11 protein-coding genes are annotated in these 15,977 nt (G+C 49.2%); 6 read left to right on the top strand and 5 right to left on the bottom strand.

Features of this window, described 5'->3' with window-relative positions; all coding sequences use genetic code 11:
• Positions 1–20 precede the first annotated feature (20 nt).
• The 3 genes from BM318_RS13295 to BM318_RS13285 all read left to right on the top strand — a co-directional run bounded on the left by BM318_RS13295 (position 21) and on the right by BM318_RS13285 (position 3,881).
• Positions 21–434 carry a hypothetical protein gene (locus BM318_RS13295; RefSeq protein ID WP_092983103.1) on the top strand — a complete coding sequence of 138 codons (414 nt, stop codon included), beginning with the start codon at positions 21–23 and terminating at the stop codon, positions 432–434.
• A complete protein-coding gene (locus BM318_RS13290) occupies positions 431–1,216 on the top strand; it encodes a GLPGLI family protein (RefSeq protein ID WP_245759836.1) in 786 nt (261 codons plus the stop codon). Before BM318_RS13295 ends, BM318_RS13290 begins: the two co-directional genes overlap by 4 nt.
• Positions 1,217–1,358: 142 nt before the next feature.
• Entirely contained in the window at positions 1,359–3,881 is a 2,523-nt protein-coding gene (locus BM318_RS13285) for a hypothetical protein (protein WP_092983101.1), read from the top strand.
• Between the two features lie 2 nt (positions 3,882–3,883).
• Here BM318_RS13285 and BM318_RS13280 read toward each other — a convergent pair whose 3' ends face one another.
• Both BM318_RS13280 and BM318_RS13275 read right to left on the bottom strand, forming a co-directional pair.
• Positions 3,884–5,377, bottom strand: a complete 1,494-nt coding sequence (locus tag BM318_RS13280) for a HAMP domain-containing sensor histidine kinase (protein ID WP_092983100.1) — start codon at positions 5,375–5,377, stop codon at positions 3,884–3,886.
• Positions 5,374–6,072 (bottom strand): response regulator transcription factor, encoded by a 699-nt coding sequence (locus BM318_RS13275; protein WP_092983099.1) that lies wholly within the window; start codon positions 6,070–6,072, stop codon positions 5,374–5,376. The genes BM318_RS13280 and BM318_RS13275 overlap by 4 nt, the downstream gene beginning before the upstream one ends.
• Positions 6,073–6,277: 205 nt before the next feature.
• Here BM318_RS13275 and BM318_RS13270 point away from each other — a divergent pair, with 205 nt between their 5' ends.
• Positions 6,278–7,363 (top strand): hypothetical protein, encoded by a 1,086-nt coding sequence (locus BM318_RS13270; RefSeq protein WP_092983098.1) that lies wholly within the window; start codon positions 6,278–6,280, stop codon positions 7,361–7,363.
• 33 nt (positions 7,364–7,396) lie between these two features.
• Here the strand turns inward: BM318_RS13270 and BM318_RS13265 are convergent, their stop codons facing one another.
• Together BM318_RS13265 and BM318_RS13260 are read right to left on the bottom strand one after the other, a co-directional pair.
• Positions 7,397–8,557: a hypothetical protein gene (locus tag BM318_RS13265; protein ID WP_092983096.1), complete on the bottom strand. Its 1,161-nt coding sequence runs from the start codon at positions 8,555–8,557 to the stop codon at positions 7,397–7,399.
• A gap of 61 nt (positions 8,558–8,618) precedes the next feature.
• Entirely contained in the window at positions 8,619–11,696 is a 3,078-nt protein-coding gene (locus BM318_RS13260) for a hypothetical protein (RefSeq protein WP_092983094.1), read from the bottom strand.
• Between the two features lie 65 nt (positions 11,697–11,761).
• Here BM318_RS13260 and BM318_RS13255 point away from each other — a divergent pair, with 65 nt between their 5' ends.
• On the top strand, positions 11,762–13,474 hold the full coding sequence (locus BM318_RS13255; protein ID WP_092983093.1) for a membrane dipeptidase: 1,713 nt from the start codon (positions 11,762–11,764) through the stop codon (positions 13,472–13,474).
• Between the two features lie 9 nt (positions 13,475–13,483).
• On the opposite strand, the gene BM318_RS13250 is transcribed toward BM318_RS13255, so the two are convergent.
• On the bottom strand, positions 13,484–14,866 hold the full coding sequence (locus BM318_RS13250; protein WP_092983091.1) for a glycoside hydrolase family 140 protein: 1,383 nt from the start codon (positions 14,864–14,866) through the stop codon (positions 13,484–13,486).
• Positions 14,867–14,933: 67 nt separating this feature from the next.
• On the opposite strand from BM318_RS13250, the gene BM318_RS13245 reads away from it, so the two are divergent.
• Complete coding sequence (locus tag BM318_RS13245; protein ID WP_092983090.1) at positions 14,934–15,620, top strand: uracil-DNA glycosylase family protein; 687 nt, start codon at positions 14,934–14,936, stop codon at positions 15,618–15,620.
• The last annotated feature ends 357 nt before the right edge of the window (positions 15,621–15,977 follow it).

Here is a 15,977-nt window from a genome sequence, read left to right as displayed (position 1 = left end):
ATCATCAAATCTTCCTTACCATGAAAAACTACGTATTGTTATTACTCCTATCCCTGTCTTCCTTCTTCGCTTTTCCCGCGTTAACTCCTTCGGCCAGGGCAGTCCTCAATGTCGAAGGCCTTTATTCGGAAATCGAGAACACCCAGTATATTTTTTACGCTGAGGCATTTAACGAAAATGTCCATTTGAAACACCGGTATCAAACGGAGAATGCGCGGGACTTTGAAAATGTTTCCATGAATTTCTGGTCGGAGCAGTTAGTCGAAATGGAGGCTGCGGACGCCGATTGTACGGTGACCATTCAACTCAAAGTACGCATCGGATTTGGGTCCAATTTTGTCGAGGCTTCTGCTAGCGTAGATGGTGTTCCCTGTGATGAAGTCGTCGAGGCATTGGTGCGTCTTAAGGAGCAACTCAACGCCGCTTTGAAGTGATCTTTCGAAAACAAACGGCGGCCAATGGCCGCCGTATTCTCAAGGGGTGGGCATGTTTCCTGGTCCCAATGCTAACAGGTCTCTTTTCTTGGCAGCTCATTGCCCAGGAGGGGGCAGGTTGGGAGGCGCATTACGATTTCCACCTGAACCTGGGCCTTAGCCGAAAGTTTAAGGCCCGATTGCTGATTTCAGGTAATCGCAGTCTTTTCTTTTGGGGAAATCAGGTAGCTATAGCCGAAGAACCTGCAGCCACTGATTTTCATTTGACTATAAACGGGAAGGATTCCATTGGGAGTAGTACCTATACGAACCGCCAAACGGGTCAAATGATTTCACAATTACCGCCTATTTCCGGAAGGGACATCAAGGTCTGTGAAGCACTCCCTGAAATACCCTGGAAGCTAACCGGCAATAAAAAGACAATTGGAGGCTACCTATGCCAGGAAGCCAGGGGAAGCTTCAGGGGTAGGACATACACTGCCTGGTTTACTCCCGATTTACCGGTACCATTCGGACCCTGGAAGCTTCAGGGACTACCCGGGCTCATCATGTACGCCCGGGACGATAGCCGGGAAGTGGAGTTTAGTTTGGAATACCTGCGATCGAATGCCGCAGCGATATCTCACCCCGATCCAAAGAATAACTGTATGGACATAACAACCTATGCAGACTTTCAGGAGGAATGGGCCCGGGATTTGATTCGCAGGATGAATGCCAAACTCCCCAGGGGATCGCGAATGGAGTTGGGCCGGCAGAATACCATGGAACGATTTGATCACTAAATGGTTAAGACCCGGACTTAAGCTTGCAGTTCTGGTAGGGTTACAACTCGGTCCCTGCCCCGCTGCGACACAGGAACCGCAACAAAATTTGTCGTCGATTCAGATAATTGATTCAGTCGGCACTCCCATACCTTCGGCCTATGTGATAATTTCGAATCCAGAAAACATCGGTGATATCACGTACTCCAGTACGAATAATGAAGGCTTCGCGGTGCTCGGGGAATTAACGTCGGATTCGATCCGCGTTCAAATCAGTGCCATGGGGTATCAACAGAAGGACTCCATCCTTGCGACCCACACAGCTGAGCGTGCGGTAATCTCCCTGAATCCGAAGGTTATTTCCCTGGACGAAGTCATTGTGCATGCGGAACAAGCCTTCCGCAGCGTAGGGGATACCCTGGAATTTAAAGCGGATGCCTACAGCAACGGAGCTGAGCAAAGTGTTGAGGATTTGCTGGCGAGAATCCCAGGCATACGAGTAGGGAGAGACGGGGAAATCCGCGTTCGTGGTAAAGGGGTACACCGGGTATTGATAGAGGGGGATGATCTCACGGGAGCGGGCTATAAACTATTGACCAGAAATTTGGAATCCGGGATAATAGCCTCCGTTCAGCTACTGGAGTCCTATCAGCAAAATCGCTTGCTCGATGGAATCAGGGACTCGGAAGACACTGCGATTAATCTCAAGCTAAAAAAGGAGGTAAAGGGTACCCTGGCCGGATCGGTTTCTACCGGGGCAGGACCTGCCGGCCGCCACGATCTAAGAAGCAACCTGATTTACATAAATAGTAGTGCCAAGTGGTTGGGGCTGGGCAATTACAATACCCGGGGTTATGACCCGACAGGTGAGTTGATTGAATTGCTTCATCCCAACACCCAACATGAAGAAATGGCCTTAGGCGAACATTTGAAAGCCCCGGGCATATTCCGTTTGGACTTTCCTCCCCTGGCTCCAGACCGCAAGGAATTTTCGCTTCATCGGGCTGGGATGGGGGCGGTACAGGGAATATTTCATCCGCTTTCTTCCCTGAAGGCGACGGTTCGGGCTTTAAATGTTGCGGATCAGGACCAAATTCAAGTCAGTAACAGGCAACGCTTTCAAACCCCCGATATAAGTTTTCTGAATATAGAAAACAGAAGGGTCCTGAGGCGGCAGGAATTAGGTGTGGCTACCCTTGATATGACCTATGATCCCGGAGGGGATTGGCTTTTGCAAAGCATTGTTGAATATCAGCGCTTGAAACAGGATTACGGGGAACAGCTCGAATTCAATGCCGAGCTTGCCGAACAACAGAAACTGCGAGCAACCCGGCGGATTCTGGCAGGTTTTGAGTTAACGAAAAAATACAGGCAGCGATCAGTACTCCGTCTGCAAACGCGGTATGTCCGCGAACATCTGCCGGAACAGTATAGGTTCAGCGGACCGGCGTTCTTTCAGGAGACGGCTTCCGATGCGTTGGACATCCTTCAGGACAATGTTGGGATTGTTGAATTTCTTGGCCTACGGGCCATTTGGGACCGAACCATGCAACACATGAAATTTTCTGTCGCTCTCGAAGCCTCGCAACAGCAATCGCAGATTACTGCCCGTTATACCCTTGCCGAAGGTTCCGAAATTAATGCTACTATGGTGCAGGCAGAGTCAAATCTAATGGCATTCGATTTACGCCGCCGATTGGGAGGTTCGTTTACAGGAAAGTATTCCCTTGGAAAATGGAGTCTACTGGGAGGATGGAAGGCGGTATTGCTAAACAATGAATTTAACCAGACAGATCAGCAATTCTTATCGGCATTGCTTATAGAACCTCGGGCAACTCTACGTTGGCGCCCCGGGCCTCGGGAACAATGGATGCTCAGCTATGCGCTGGACTACCAACTCACCGAATTAGACCGGCAATGGATCGGACCATATTTCACGGGGTATCAGGGCATGAAATCGGGGACGGGAGGGTTGGAAACCCTCAAATCCCACCTGTTTACCGGGATGCATATTCTTGGCGATTGGGGCGACAATACGCTGTTGCGGAGTACGTTTATGTTACGTCATCGACCAAGGTATTTGGGAACCTCCCTGGAACGGACCCAGGACTTTGCCCGAAGCCACCTGGTCCTGTTTAGCAACGGGATCAGTACCTCTTACACGCTTAACCTGGATCAGTATGTGCCCGCGTGGGGGTTGAATCTCAAGTTTGTGTTTCGGGCAGGTACCGAGCGGGTAGCGAATCAGGTAAATGCCGTAAATAGACTAATAAAGAACCGAAATCTGGGAGGCGAAATAAATCTTCGTCTTAGCCTGGGCAGGGCATTTGAAGTTCATGGGGGGATGGATTTCTCCAGACAGTGGACACGTGTTGATACCAGCAATTTCAGGGACGAATTAAGAGGCTTTCTGGATGTTAGTTTCAGGCCCCAAACCTCCTGGTCATTCCTCTGGAAATCCAGTCTTTTTCAGTACCCCCAAATACGGCATTCGGGCCTGTTGCTCTCTGAACTCAGGATAAATCATAATCCCCGGAAGGGTAGATTTCAATACAATTTGCTGCTGGAAAATGTGCTTAATGCACCTACCTATTCGATAAGATACCTGCAGGATACCGGGTGGCTGGAAACAGCATATTCACTGCAACCCCGACGTCTGCTCTTTCAACTGAAATACCGTCTTTGAAATCATGCCGGTTGGAAAACGGGCAGACTAAAACTAAAGCTTGCTCCCTGCTCTGGCGGACTCAGGACCTTGATCGTAGCATTGTGCAGTTCCATGATCTTCCGGACTATCGCCAGGCCTAATCCCGCACCCTCTTTTTCCTTTCCGGTTTTTGACTGCCGGTACCGTTCAAAAATCAAGGCCTCCTGTCCGGGTGCGATCCCGGGACCACTATCTGCGATACATACTTCCACGGCTTCTTTTCCGGATTTGAGGCGCATGCGTACAACCCCTCCATCGGGAGTAAACTTCATGGCGTTGTCCATAAGATTTTGAATCGCTCGTTCCACCAGGGAAATATCCGCAAATACCAGAGGATCTTGTTCCGGAATTTCAAGGGCTAATTGAACATCTTTTTTCTTCGCGAGCACCTGATAATCCCTATGGATATCATTGAGGAGTTCACTAAGAAGAAAAGGCTCCATAACCGGTTCTATTTGCTTTGCTTCCAGTCGGGAATACTCAAAGAGCTGGGCAACCAGTTTAGAAAGGCGAATGCCACTAGTATTGATCTTATTGAGGTACACCTCCCGTTCTGCCGCATCGAGTTCGGCATCTTTCATCTGCAGGGTTTCGATATATCCCTGGATAATGGAAAGGGGTGTCCGCAGGTCATGGCTGATATTGGCGATAAGCTCGCGACGGTGGTTTTCCAGGGACTTGATCTTGTCCATGTCTGCCACAATGGTATCCGCCATCCGATTAAAGGTGGTGGAAATCCCCGCCAAATCGGATTTTTCGGCTTCGGGAATACGATAGTCCAGGTCTCCCTGGGAGAACCGCTGTGTAGCTACTGCCAGTTTCCGGAGATTACGCGTCAGGTACCAAACGGATAAAAAGGCCAGTAAAAGGGTAAAGAGCAGGGTCAGTCCAAAAACGCCGAGGGCGAGTTTGGAAGCGTAACTACCGAAAATTCCGGCCCCTGCTGCTGCATAATCCTCGCCGGCCAAAATAATATAAATAAAGCCGCGCTGGCCTTCACTCTCAAAAGGTGCCGCGGAGAAGATCTTCTTGCGTCCCGGGTTTCTGGGGTCATCGCCAAGTATATATTCTTTTCCTCCTGCAGCCAGAAATTCATTTACCGGGTCCAGGTCTACCGTAGGAGCCACGTAGTCTCCGGCCTCATGGTCGAGCACCACGGAATATTGCACCTCGCCTTCGGCATTCAGCAGGTACACTTCAATGGCCCGGTTAACAGCCATCATATCGTGCATGATATCCCCGAAGACCTCTTTATTGACCGCCCCAGTGCTATCAATAGGACGCAGGTTGGTAAACTTTTCGCCGATCAGGTCGCTGGCCAGGTTGGCATGGAGTTTTTGCGTTACCTCATCGTGGTATTGTTGGGCAAAGTAATGGGTCGCTGCCATATAGCAGGTCCCGGCCAGCAGTAAAATGGCCAGGAAGGCGAGCAGCAGCTTGCGGACTAGTTTGTCCGAGATGGTTGCAGAACTCATAATTCTTCGTTGAATTTATATCCCACCCCCCAGGTGGTCAGGATAAAGGTTGGATTTCCCATATCCGGCTCGATTTTGGAACGCAGCCGGTTAATGTGGGAGTTTACAGTATGCTCGTATCCCTTAAAATCGTATCCCCATATCAGGTTAAGGAGTTGGGTGCGATCATAGCTCTTGCCGGGATTGGAAGCCAGCAAGGCCAGGAGTTCAAATTCCTTGGGCGAAAGTTCGATCCGCTGTCCGTCAAGGACCACTTTTCGCATATCCAGGTCCATGCTGAGTCTGCCAAAGTCCATTCGCTGTGCGGCGGCTCCATTGGCGGGAACCAACATGTCTTGTCGCCGGAATATCGCTTTGACCCGGGCCAGTAACTCCCGCACACTGAAAGGTTTGCTCAAATAGTCATCGGCCCCCATTTCCAATCCCAATACCTTATCTATTTCCTCGGATTTCGCTGTAAGCATCAATATGGGAAGGTTGAGGTTTTTCGCGCGGATATTCCGGCACACTTCTATCCCGTCCATACCCGGGAGCATAATATCGAGGATTACCAGATCAGGAGGACTATCGATGACGGATTGGAGTCCTTCGGCCCCATTGGATCGGAATGCTACTTCATAACCGGCATCCTTGAGATGCAGTTCGAGCAGTTGTACGATCTCCGGATCGTCTTCAATAAGTAAGATGTGCTTCATTTCAGGGCGAATTAACGGCAATAGTATCACGGAAAGTTCACATAGATAAGACGTGAAAAAGGGTCAAAGATTTCAGGAGCCTGCGGAATAATTTACAAAACTCTTATAATCAGTAAGTTATAAAATTTTATACTTCTGTGATCATTTGGGGATGCGCGATCGGGAAATTTGCTTCAGTCAAAAATCATAGCTAAAATTTAAACCGATGAAAACCTTAAAACTGTATTATTTATTTGCGCTATTAGGCCTGGTATTTGTGTCATGCGAAAGCGATGACGATGAAGAGCCGATGATGGAAACCATTGTGCCCGTTGCCGGGACCTTGAGTGGTGGTCCTTTTGAATTTACTGTAGACGGAACCCCGGATATGGTATCCGGAATTAATCTTGACGGATCACAGGCGGCAGGAACAAACAGAACTTTTGTAATTACCGATGACACTGGTGGCATCCTTGGACTTCCACCCGACATGGCTGCCCTGGAAGGAGTTGATTTTGATGGGGCTGGCGTTGGACTTTGTCTGATCTGGTACCTGAGATACGAAGATGGACTTACCGGATTGGAAATGGGAGGAAATGCCAATACACTCCAGGGTTCTTTTGATCTTTCCAACAGTATAGAAGTTCTCCGGCTCCCCAGCGGAGGTGAAATCTCCGGCGGGCCATTCGAGTTTTCTGTCGACGGGATGGACGATTTTGTAAGTGGTATTATGCTGGATGCAACTACCCTGAGCGGAAGCGAGCAGTCCTTTGTGGTCACCGACGATGAGCGCAATATTCTCGGTCTTCCTCCTACCATCGAAGCGCTGGAGGGGGTAAACTTTGATGGTGCCGGAACCGGAGTCTGCTTTATCTATCATATTTCCTATGAGAGCGACCTGATGGGTCTGGAAGGTGGAAATAACCTGGACGATTTGCAGGGCTTCTTCGGACTCTCTAATCGCATCGAAGTTACCCGCCTGCCCAATGCCGGGACCATTTCCGGGGGACCCTTTACGTTCATGGTCGACGGGACACCGGACATGGTAAGCGGTATAAGCCTGGATGCAACCACCCTTAGTGGTAGCCAACAGACTTACGTGATTACCGATGAAAATCGCAATATCCTCGGATTACCCCCAACGATTGAAGCGCTGGAAGGAGTAGACTTTGATGGTGCCGGAACAGGGGTCTGCTTTATCTACCACATGTCCTATGAGATGGGTGTAACCGGTTTGGAAGCTGGCACGAACCTGGACGATTTGGAAGGTTTGTTCGGACTTTCCAACCGAATTACAGTAACCCGTAATTAGGATTTAACAAAGCGAAGGATTTACCTGAGTTAGTTAGTTGCCTCCCCGTCGCACGTTCCGGATCAGCAGTTGTTCCGGGACGAGGGGAGTGGGGATAATCTGTTTGAGGTTCCCCTGAAAATCGGCGATGACAACCCCTCCCTGGGGGCTGCCATCGCCTTTTACATATGCGATGGCTATAGTTTCGCTATCCGGATCAGCATCGAAGGCACCAAACAGGAAACGATCTCCGGTTTCCGCTTCGATCTCGTTTTGAAGCCTGGGTAAATAGGCGGTTCCTCCCAATTCAAAAAATCCACCTTGCAGGTCGTAAAGGGCGGGTTGCGCAAAAAACAGGCTGGGTTGTTGGTAGATATAGTTTATCAGGACGCGATCCCCGGAGAATTTTGTGCTGAACAGCCCGGGTTGAAGGACGGGAAAATCAGGAATCTCCCGGATAGGACTAAAGTTGCGGGTAGTGATATCAAAACTTCCAAACGTATTGTCTTTCCCAAAGAGTACAAGCCGATCGCCATTCAGGCTGGCAGCCTGAAAGTCCTCCGAAAGATTCAGGGAGGTAATTGGGCTGGCTGTGGGTAAATCTACCAGGCGCAGGACCGGCAAATCATTAAGGGCAGACCGGTAGAAGACCACCAATAAATCCTCTTGGAACAACAAATCAGACACCCCACCCTGACCGGCGTCTTCTATAAGCAGGTCCTGGCAACTCCCCGTACTTCGCGAGAAAATACGCAATCGGATTTCCGGGGGTTCCCCTGGAGGAAATTGCGCATAGGTCAACACAACATATTCCGTGCTACCTGAAACACTTCGGATGGTTTTGGGCACGTCGTTTTCGGTACTGAAATCACACAGGTCAATTTCTGTAAACAGGGTACCGGTTTGCAGGTTCTTCAAATAAACCCTGGAAAGTTGTTCTTCCCAGGTGTAGAAAGCAATGTGGTCCGGTGTAAATTCCCGGCTTCCATTAGCGAGGAAAGCAGGCATGAGGGTGGCACTCAGGTTACTGATTTGGGTGCCCTCCTGATCAGTTGTCAAATCCAATTGTAAAAAGTCAGAATCGGTGTCGGCGAGCGCCGTTAATTCAAAGACCACGGACGCCGGTGGGCGCTCCGTTTCGGGTTCATCTTTTGAACAGGAGAGAAGCAGGTAACATCCGACCAGCGGAAGTACCCGAAGCATTGTGGTTTTCATAGCAATAGCCTAAGCTCCTCCTAAGATACTAAAAAGGGAATAATACCTTGAGTTCGGGCTATCACTGCTTGCGCAGCGCTTCCAGAGCTTTCAGTACTTCAGGATGTCCTTCGGCCATGGCGCGTTCGTATGCGGCTGCAGGTCCGCTCAGAAGTCGGGCAAGCGGCGGCTCAACAACTCCCCAGCGCTCGTAATCATAATGGTGGGATGCCCGGAGTACCGAATCGATAAGTGCATTGTGCGTTTCGATATCTTCCATGAGTTTAAAGGGTTTTTCAGGAGGAAGGGGTAGCAGGGAAACCATGCGATCATAACTGAGTTTGTGCGGCATCATCAATCGAATAAGGGCCTCCGGATCGCAAACTTCAGCTCGGGCCAGGGCGTAATCCGGCAACTTATCCAGGGAAACAATAGTTTGTAAAATCGAAGCCAATTCCCCGGTTTCCAATCCCACGACATCGACGTTAGTGAACTCCTTTAATTTCCACTTTTCGTAATAGGATTGGGAGTTGATAATGCTTACGAATACCGGCTTGATTTGCCCGGACTTTGGACAGGCTTCGGCCCCGGGTCCGTACCAGGCTTGATTCAAAGCGCTATAAACTCCTAGTGCGGCAAGCATACCGGAATTGTCATAATATCCGCCGTCCAGAAAATTACCCACGTCCTCGATCTTCGCACTGGGACTAAAAAATGGGAAGCGGTTCGTGGTGGAAACGGCGCCGTAGTAAGTCAGGGCACTATCCATGAGGGTAGGATCATCAGATTCCAAAGCCTCGCTTATCCCCACGGCTCCGGAATAAGCTGTTTCTGGAAAGGGCACTGAACTCACCAGACCCTGGCGACCCCCAACGGCTGTGGTATTAAAAATTAAGGCGGGAAAGGCGTCTTCCCGAATGGTATTGACCGAATCCCAAACCTTATGCAGGGAGTTTTGGTTGTATTCCAGACCCGTGTGTTTGGCGTGCTCCTGCATACTGTAGAAAGCCCGGTCCTTTCCAAAGGATGCGGTATTGGGCCAGTATTCCTGAATCCAATCTCTTCCCAGGAGGAAGGCGATCTCATGGGATAGTACGTTGGAGCGTCCGATAGAATCAATTATAAGTTCAAAGGACTCCTGCTGTGGCCGGCTATATAACAGGGCCGTAAAATTACCGATCCCCACAGCACCTCCGGAGACTCCCGAAAGTACTGCGGTTCTTTTGAGTACCTGCCCCTGGGTGCTGCTATCCAGTTGTCTGAGGAGCAACAAGTTCCAAAGATTTGCTTTTAATCCACCACCATAGGAAGCCATAAAATAAACCGGTTCGGCCCGTTTCGGAACAGGACTTAATAAGCTGTCTATTTCACCGGTTTCAACAGAACGCGTCTCATCCTCCACAAACGTCGTTGCAAAGCGAGAGGCGTACTCTTCAAAGGAAACCGTAGCTCCCCGCGGGACCTCCCTGAGTTTATGTAAGTCATTGTTCAGCGTACTGGAAAAAAACATCCACCCTACAATAAGGACCAAAGCAGATGGAATCCCAATACGGTGTAGTTTTTTCCATCGGGAGTTCATCGGCGCCTGCAAGTCCTGGAATTTATAGTAGTAAACGAGGTCTTTAAAAAACAGCACCAGCAGCGAATAAAACAGGATAATATACAGCAGCACCAGAATAATGGGATTAAATAGCTGAGCCCCGGATACACCCCAGTTTGCAATCATTAGGCAAATCAGTGAAAAGATGCCGCTAAAGCGCATCAGGTTTAAATAGCGTATGTTATCACTGAGGCGTCCGAAAAAGAATCCGATTCGCGTGTTCCCGCGTAAACTTCCACCCGGGTCATAGGCTTTGAAAGCATCCAGTGTGCGCTGGCTGTACATTTCTTTATTGGCCTTGTAAAGTGCTTCTGAGTAGAAAACGTATTTAAGGAAACCCCGGCTGATCTTAAAATGAATAAACAGGAAAAGATGCAGGATTAGGCAAACAAAAGCTGCTCCCAGGCTCAGCAAGTCCCATCCCCGCAGCCAGGCTATTGCGGAAATAACCAGGGCGGCGAGGAGGCAACAACCGAAATAGAAGGGGAACCACCGCACGTATGCAACGATTTCCCGTATTGTCGATTCCACGGCAATTCCCCGGAAGAGGTTCCGTTTCCAGCGGGCATATTTATTTCCTTCACGGATATAAATGAGCAGGCTAACCAGGAAGATCAGAAAGGTCCAGGAGGTAGGATTCAGCGGAAGTTCATAATAGCGCGCTCCAAGCTCCAGGAAAATATTAATCATGGCAATGTAGAGAAGGATTCCAAGGCTCCTGCGGAGTAGTTTGAGCTCCTGGTTGTCAAAATTTTCCCGAGCCACGCGGGGAATTCCGTAATAGATCGTACCAAATCCAAGAAATCTTCCGGCCTTGTCCATCTTCATAAATACCCTGCTGGGATCATTGATCATCCAGATGCGGGCATAAACCGGAAAATGGGAGATAATCAAAGCGAGGAATGTCAGGAGGAAGAACAGGAGGAACAAATTCACAGGATCTTCAAAAAGTGCTACAATCAGCGTCCCACCCTGATCCATTTTACTGATCAGGAAATAGATCAGTGCTATAAACAGCAGACTGAGCCAGGAGCTTCTCAGGAATTCCAGAAACATGCGGAAGTAGCCTTGCAGAAAAATCTTCCAGGCCCGAAACAGGGGAAATAACAAACAAATCACATAGAGTCCTTCCTTAATGGGAACCAGCCATTTAAGAATATCGCCTTGTGGCGTGGCAGAAGCCGTATTTTCCGCTTCGCCCAGACTATCTAAATAAAGGACACCTTCTGTAAGGTCGGTAAGATAGGCCAAAGTAGCAATGAGGAAATAGGGGAGGAATTTCGTGGCCTTACTAAGCCACCCCAGGAGGATTAAGGTGGTCAGGGCCCAAAAGATATCGACAAAGAAGAACAAGTGGTAAGGAACCAGCTTGTGATTTTTGTCAATTTCACGGGCCACATCGGGTAAATGGTCAAAGAGTTTATGCTGGGGATGGGGTAGGAGTTCATTGATGAAAAACCATCCGGAACAAATGAGCATGGCTGCTGAAAGGAGAAACCAAACGGTCCAAAGATGCGTTCCGATTTTATGTGCGTGGGCGTTGGAAGGAAAACGGTTCATATCAGTTGGTGGTTGGTGGTATGTAATGTAATGAAAATGAAGGATATTTCGTACATTGAACAGTCATGGAGAAGCCCATTGCAGACCTGCACTGCCATCCCAGCCTCAAACCGCATCTCAATCCTGAGATCGGGAGCATTTGGGATTATGCAGAGAATCCCACGGTAGATTCCGTATTCCGATTGGTTAGTATCCGCAAATTGGTGTTGCGCTTTGCTACCACCAACCTCGCACTGAAAACCCAATCCAACCTCGATAGTTGTTATTTGGGTGGGAATCGCCTGTTGTTTTGCAGTATTTACCCATTTGAACGCGAGTTCCTCAGACCCGACCGCCCATTTAAACGAGCTTCAGCACTTTTACGCTGGACCTTACAGCTCCTTTTGAAAAGGCGTTATAAGAAGAAAATTGACATTAAGCTCCTCCGTCTGATTACCGGTATTTCAGCGGAGGAAGCCGGAGCTTTCCTGGATCAGATCCATACCGATGGGGGACATGTGAATTACATGGAGGATTACCTCCGGGAGTATAATTACCTGATCGCTGCCCAGGGACCCAGACCCAAGGGTGCCCTAGAAAGCAGTGGGGCAGCCATTCCGGAATTCAAACTCGTTCGCGAGTTTCCCCAGCTCCCCAACCCCTTGAATACCTCGCGCCTGACGGGTATCATTACCGTGGAAGGCGTTCATGGCTTTGGGAAATATAAGCTCGATGATCTGCGCAGAAAAAATTCGTTTGAGGAACTTTCAGACGCAGCGCAGTCCGATTTACGGGACTCTTTTCGGCAAAACTTACTTGTGGTTAAAGATCCGCGCCAAACCGAATTCCCACCGTTTTTTGCAACCTTCACCCACCATTTCCATAATTTTCTCGGAGGGCATGCCCAAAGTTTCGGAGGATTGTTTCAACGCGTTTTCAATCAGCAGCCGGGAAGAAAGGCAGGCTTTTCTGCCCTGGGTCGTGAAGTGCTGGAATTGCTGTTGGAAAGAGGACCCAATCGGGCGAGGATCCTAATCGACACCAAGCATATGGCTGCCGAATTGCGCAAGGAGTTTTATGCTTTTATAAGAAAACGCCGCCAGCAAGGCGATGCCATTCCTATCGTCTCCAGCCATAGTGCAGTAAATGCCTTGCCGAACCTCGATGCTGCAATTTCAAACAACAACAGCTCAAGTACCGACAAGAGATCCTATGTCAGCAAGTTTGCCATTAACCTCACCGATGAAGATATCCGGGAGACCTTTGATTCCGATGGGCTTATGGGTATTTGCATGCACGACGGACGCATGCCGGGTAAGAAATTCAAACGCAAACTTAGAGCAGTTCGTGCCTACCCCGAAAAAGCAAAAAGACTGTACAGCCAGATGTTCCTGACCAATGTTTTACAAGTTGTCCGGGTAATTGCCTCCAGAATCCGCGAGCAAAACCCTTCTGCCGCAGAAACCGAATTGCAGCGGGCTTGGGACCATGTGTGCCTGGGCTCCGATAACGACGGAATTGTGGATCCTTTCAACACTTATGAGACTGCTGCAGACCTCCAGGATTTCCGGGCTAAAATAGTCGAGGCTCTGCAAACCCAGGACCGGCCGTATATGAAGGATTTCAGAATACTGTCCTTACCCGAAGAGGAACCAATGCCCGCCCGGCTCCTCAGCGAGCTTATGGCAGGTTTGTCTGCAGAACAAGTTGCCGATCGCTTATTTTATGGGAATACCCGGGAGTTTTTGAGGAAGTATTTTACCCGGGAGTATTTATACAACCTCGGTCCGGTGGTTTGATGGTTTGCCCTATAACTTGCCTGGAGCCTTCCACTTGGCATCTTTTTTATCGAGTATAAGTACCCAATCCTGTCCGGTACCTGAGGAAGGAGGACTTAGTTCCCAATTCGAAGTATTACCCATTGATTCCCCCGGCATGGCTACTCCTGATCGGGGATCATACCACCATGTAGTGTAATCCGGGCTGTTGAGAAACTCCCTGTTCAGTACCACCGCTTCTCCTCTGGGTAAGTAAACCATATAGTAGCTACCCTCACGATCTCCCGTTGCGATGGGGGCATAGACCAAATCCGCAGGCGTTTTACCTAAGAGGCCCGGGGTTGGGATTCTCGAATAGAACGGGCGGGAGAGCATCAAATCTTTTAAATGTTTCACCTGGTTGGCTACCGGTAAGTCCAGGGATTCATACCAGGGGCCGAGCGGGCCATTAATCGGTTCTTTTTCCGGACTGTACATCTGCCAGACCGCATGACAACCATAGGTTTGCCCAAATCCACCTGCAAACACATTTTGATACATAATACGGCGGATCTCCTCGGGTGTGCTATAGCCTTTTTCCAGGGCGTTGAAGCACAAGGGGTGTCTTTCGTAAAGGGGCTCGCCATCGAGGACGGGTTTGATCGGAAGTAGCGCATAGTCGTGCGTTATCCGCTCATAGACCGGCTCCGTGTTGCAATGTCCGGTTTGGTGCATATTAAAATCCAGCCAGGATTCCTGGTGGAACCAGGTAGAGGAACCCCCATTGGCCTTGGGTTGCGGATGGAAGGTCATTAAGGCCTTATCTGTGCCCCCACAGGCCGTTACAATACCCTCCGCCATTGCATTCCAGACGCTTACATCGGTCTCATCTCGCGGATTCCGATCCCCGCCAATAACCCAGATAATATTCTGCCGGTCCTTGTAGCGGTTACCGATCCATTCCCCAAATACTCTTGCATTTTCCGGGGTAAAGACCTCCGGCCCCACGCCCCAGGAGTTTTTAAACACCTTATCGCCCCAGGTTGGCAGTAAGGCAATGTATATCCCACGCGATTCCGCTTCGCTGAGCAGAAAATCAATAATTTCGAAATAGGAGGAATTCGGTTTTGCGGGATCCAGATCGAGCAGGGGTTTGTCACCGACTTTATTCGGGGTATTGAGGCCATCCAATTCCGCCAGGGCTACGGTTTGGATCACGTTAAACCCCTGTTCCTTGCGCTTGTCTAGATACATGATAATTTCCTCCCGGTTGCATCGATGGGTAAGTTCCCAGGCGGTATCTGCCATCCAGAAAAAAGGACTGCCGTCGGCCTGGCTGAGAAATCTCCCGTTGTCGCTCACCTTTAGTTGTGCGAATGAAATCTGGTGGAAGATCAGCGCGACGACGAAATAAATCCAAGCCTGTTTTTTCATAATTTACGATGCTTTGGTTAGCGGTTGTTTAAAGTTAACCTTTTCACACAATACCTGCTCACTTGCTATGACTCTTGCCGATCGCATTATTGCATTTAACCAAAACCTCGCATTTACGGGAAAACTTCCCAGGGGAATCCGGATACTGAATCCCTTTCAGGAATCGACTTCGGTCAGGGAGATTTCGGAAGGCTTCTATCGCAAGTATTACAACGATACCCGGCCAAGAAAGCTCATTTTGGGGATAAACCCGGGTCGTCTGGGGGCCGGATCAACGGGAATACCCTTTACGGATACGAAAAGGTTGCAGGAGGTTTGTGGGTTGGCAGGCCCGGAATTCCATACGCATGAGCCTTCTTCGGTTTTTATTTATCGAATGATCGAAGCTTTTGGGGGCCCCGAAGCCTTTTATAGCGAGTACTACATTAATTCCGTTTGCCCCCTGGGCTTTATTATTCACAAGGAGAAAACCGATCGTTGGGTGAATTATAACTACTACGACAGTCCGGAGCTGTTTGCGGCCGTTCGGGATTTCGCCCTGGAAAAATTGAAGGAACAAATAGGATGGGGTATGCAGACCGCACAGGTCTATTCCCTGGGAAAGAAGAATGCGAAGTACCTGAGGGAACTCACTAAGGAGGCGAACCTTTTCGAAAAAGTGGTGCCCCTGGATCACCCGCGGTATATCGTGCAATACAAATCCCGGCAAATGGAGACGTATGTGGATAAGTACCTGCAGGTTTTAGGGAAATAAAATAGCGCCTGCCGTTTTCCAGTCCGCCCTATCAATTTGTAATCCATACAGCATAAGCTTCCAATCATACACTTCAGCAGGGTCGATCCGAATCATATCTCTATTTTAGATGTATAATCTTACTTCTCCAAAGTACGAGGACTACAAATCCAATAGTCCTTTGTCTTAGCACCCATTCAGATTCGTAAGGATCTGGAGCTAGAGTTTCCCAAACATAATCCCCTATTGCCTCAGGAATGAGGTCTGTTCCCCCGTACGCTTCAACGCAGCTATTGCGCTATACCATTAGTGCGCTTCGTTCAGGTGAGGATTCCCCTATGCAAAAATTAACCACCTGATAAACAGGTATTAAAGACT

Source organism: Robiginitalea myxolifaciens, assembly GCF_900115205.1.
In the GTDB taxonomy this organism is placed as follows: Bacteria; Bacteroidota; Bacteroidia; order Flavobacteriales; family Flavobacteriaceae; genus Robiginitalea; species Robiginitalea myxolifaciens.
This window is presented reverse-complemented; position numbering and strand designations above follow the sequence as displayed.

Coding starts and splice junctions, on each gene's coding strand:
- BM318_RS13295 (WP_092983103.1), top strand. CDS start 21: ATGAAAAACTACGTATTGTTATTACTCCTATCCCTGTCTTCCTTCTTC.
- BM318_RS13280 (WP_092983100.1), bottom strand. CDS start 5,377: ATGAGTTCTGCAACCATCTCGGACAAACTAGTCCGCAAGCTGCTGCTC.
- BM318_RS13275 (WP_092983099.1), bottom strand. CDS start 6,072: ATGAAGCACATCTTACTTATTGAAGACGATCCGGAGATCGTACAACTG.
- BM318_RS13270 (WP_092983098.1), top strand. CDS start 6,278: ATGAAAACCTTAAAACTGTATTATTTATTTGCGCTATTAGGCCTGGTA.
- BM318_RS13265 (WP_092983096.1), bottom strand. CDS start 8,557: ATGAAAACCACAATGCTTCGGGTACTTCCGCTGGTCGGATGTTACCTG.
- BM318_RS13260 (WP_092983094.1), bottom strand. CDS start 11,696: ATGAACCGTTTTCCTTCCAACGCCCACGCACATAAAATCGGAACGCAT.
- BM318_RS13255 (WP_092983093.1), top strand. CDS start 11,762: ATGGAGAAGCCCATTGCAGACCTGCACTGCCATCCCAGCCTCAAACCG.
- BM318_RS13250 (WP_092983091.1), bottom strand. CDS start 14,866: ATGAAAAAACAGGCTTGGATTTATTTCGTCGTCGCGCTGATCTTCCAC.
- BM318_RS13245 (WP_092983090.1), top strand. CDS start 14,934: ATGACTCTTGCCGATCGCATTATTGCATTTAACCAAAACCTCGCATTT.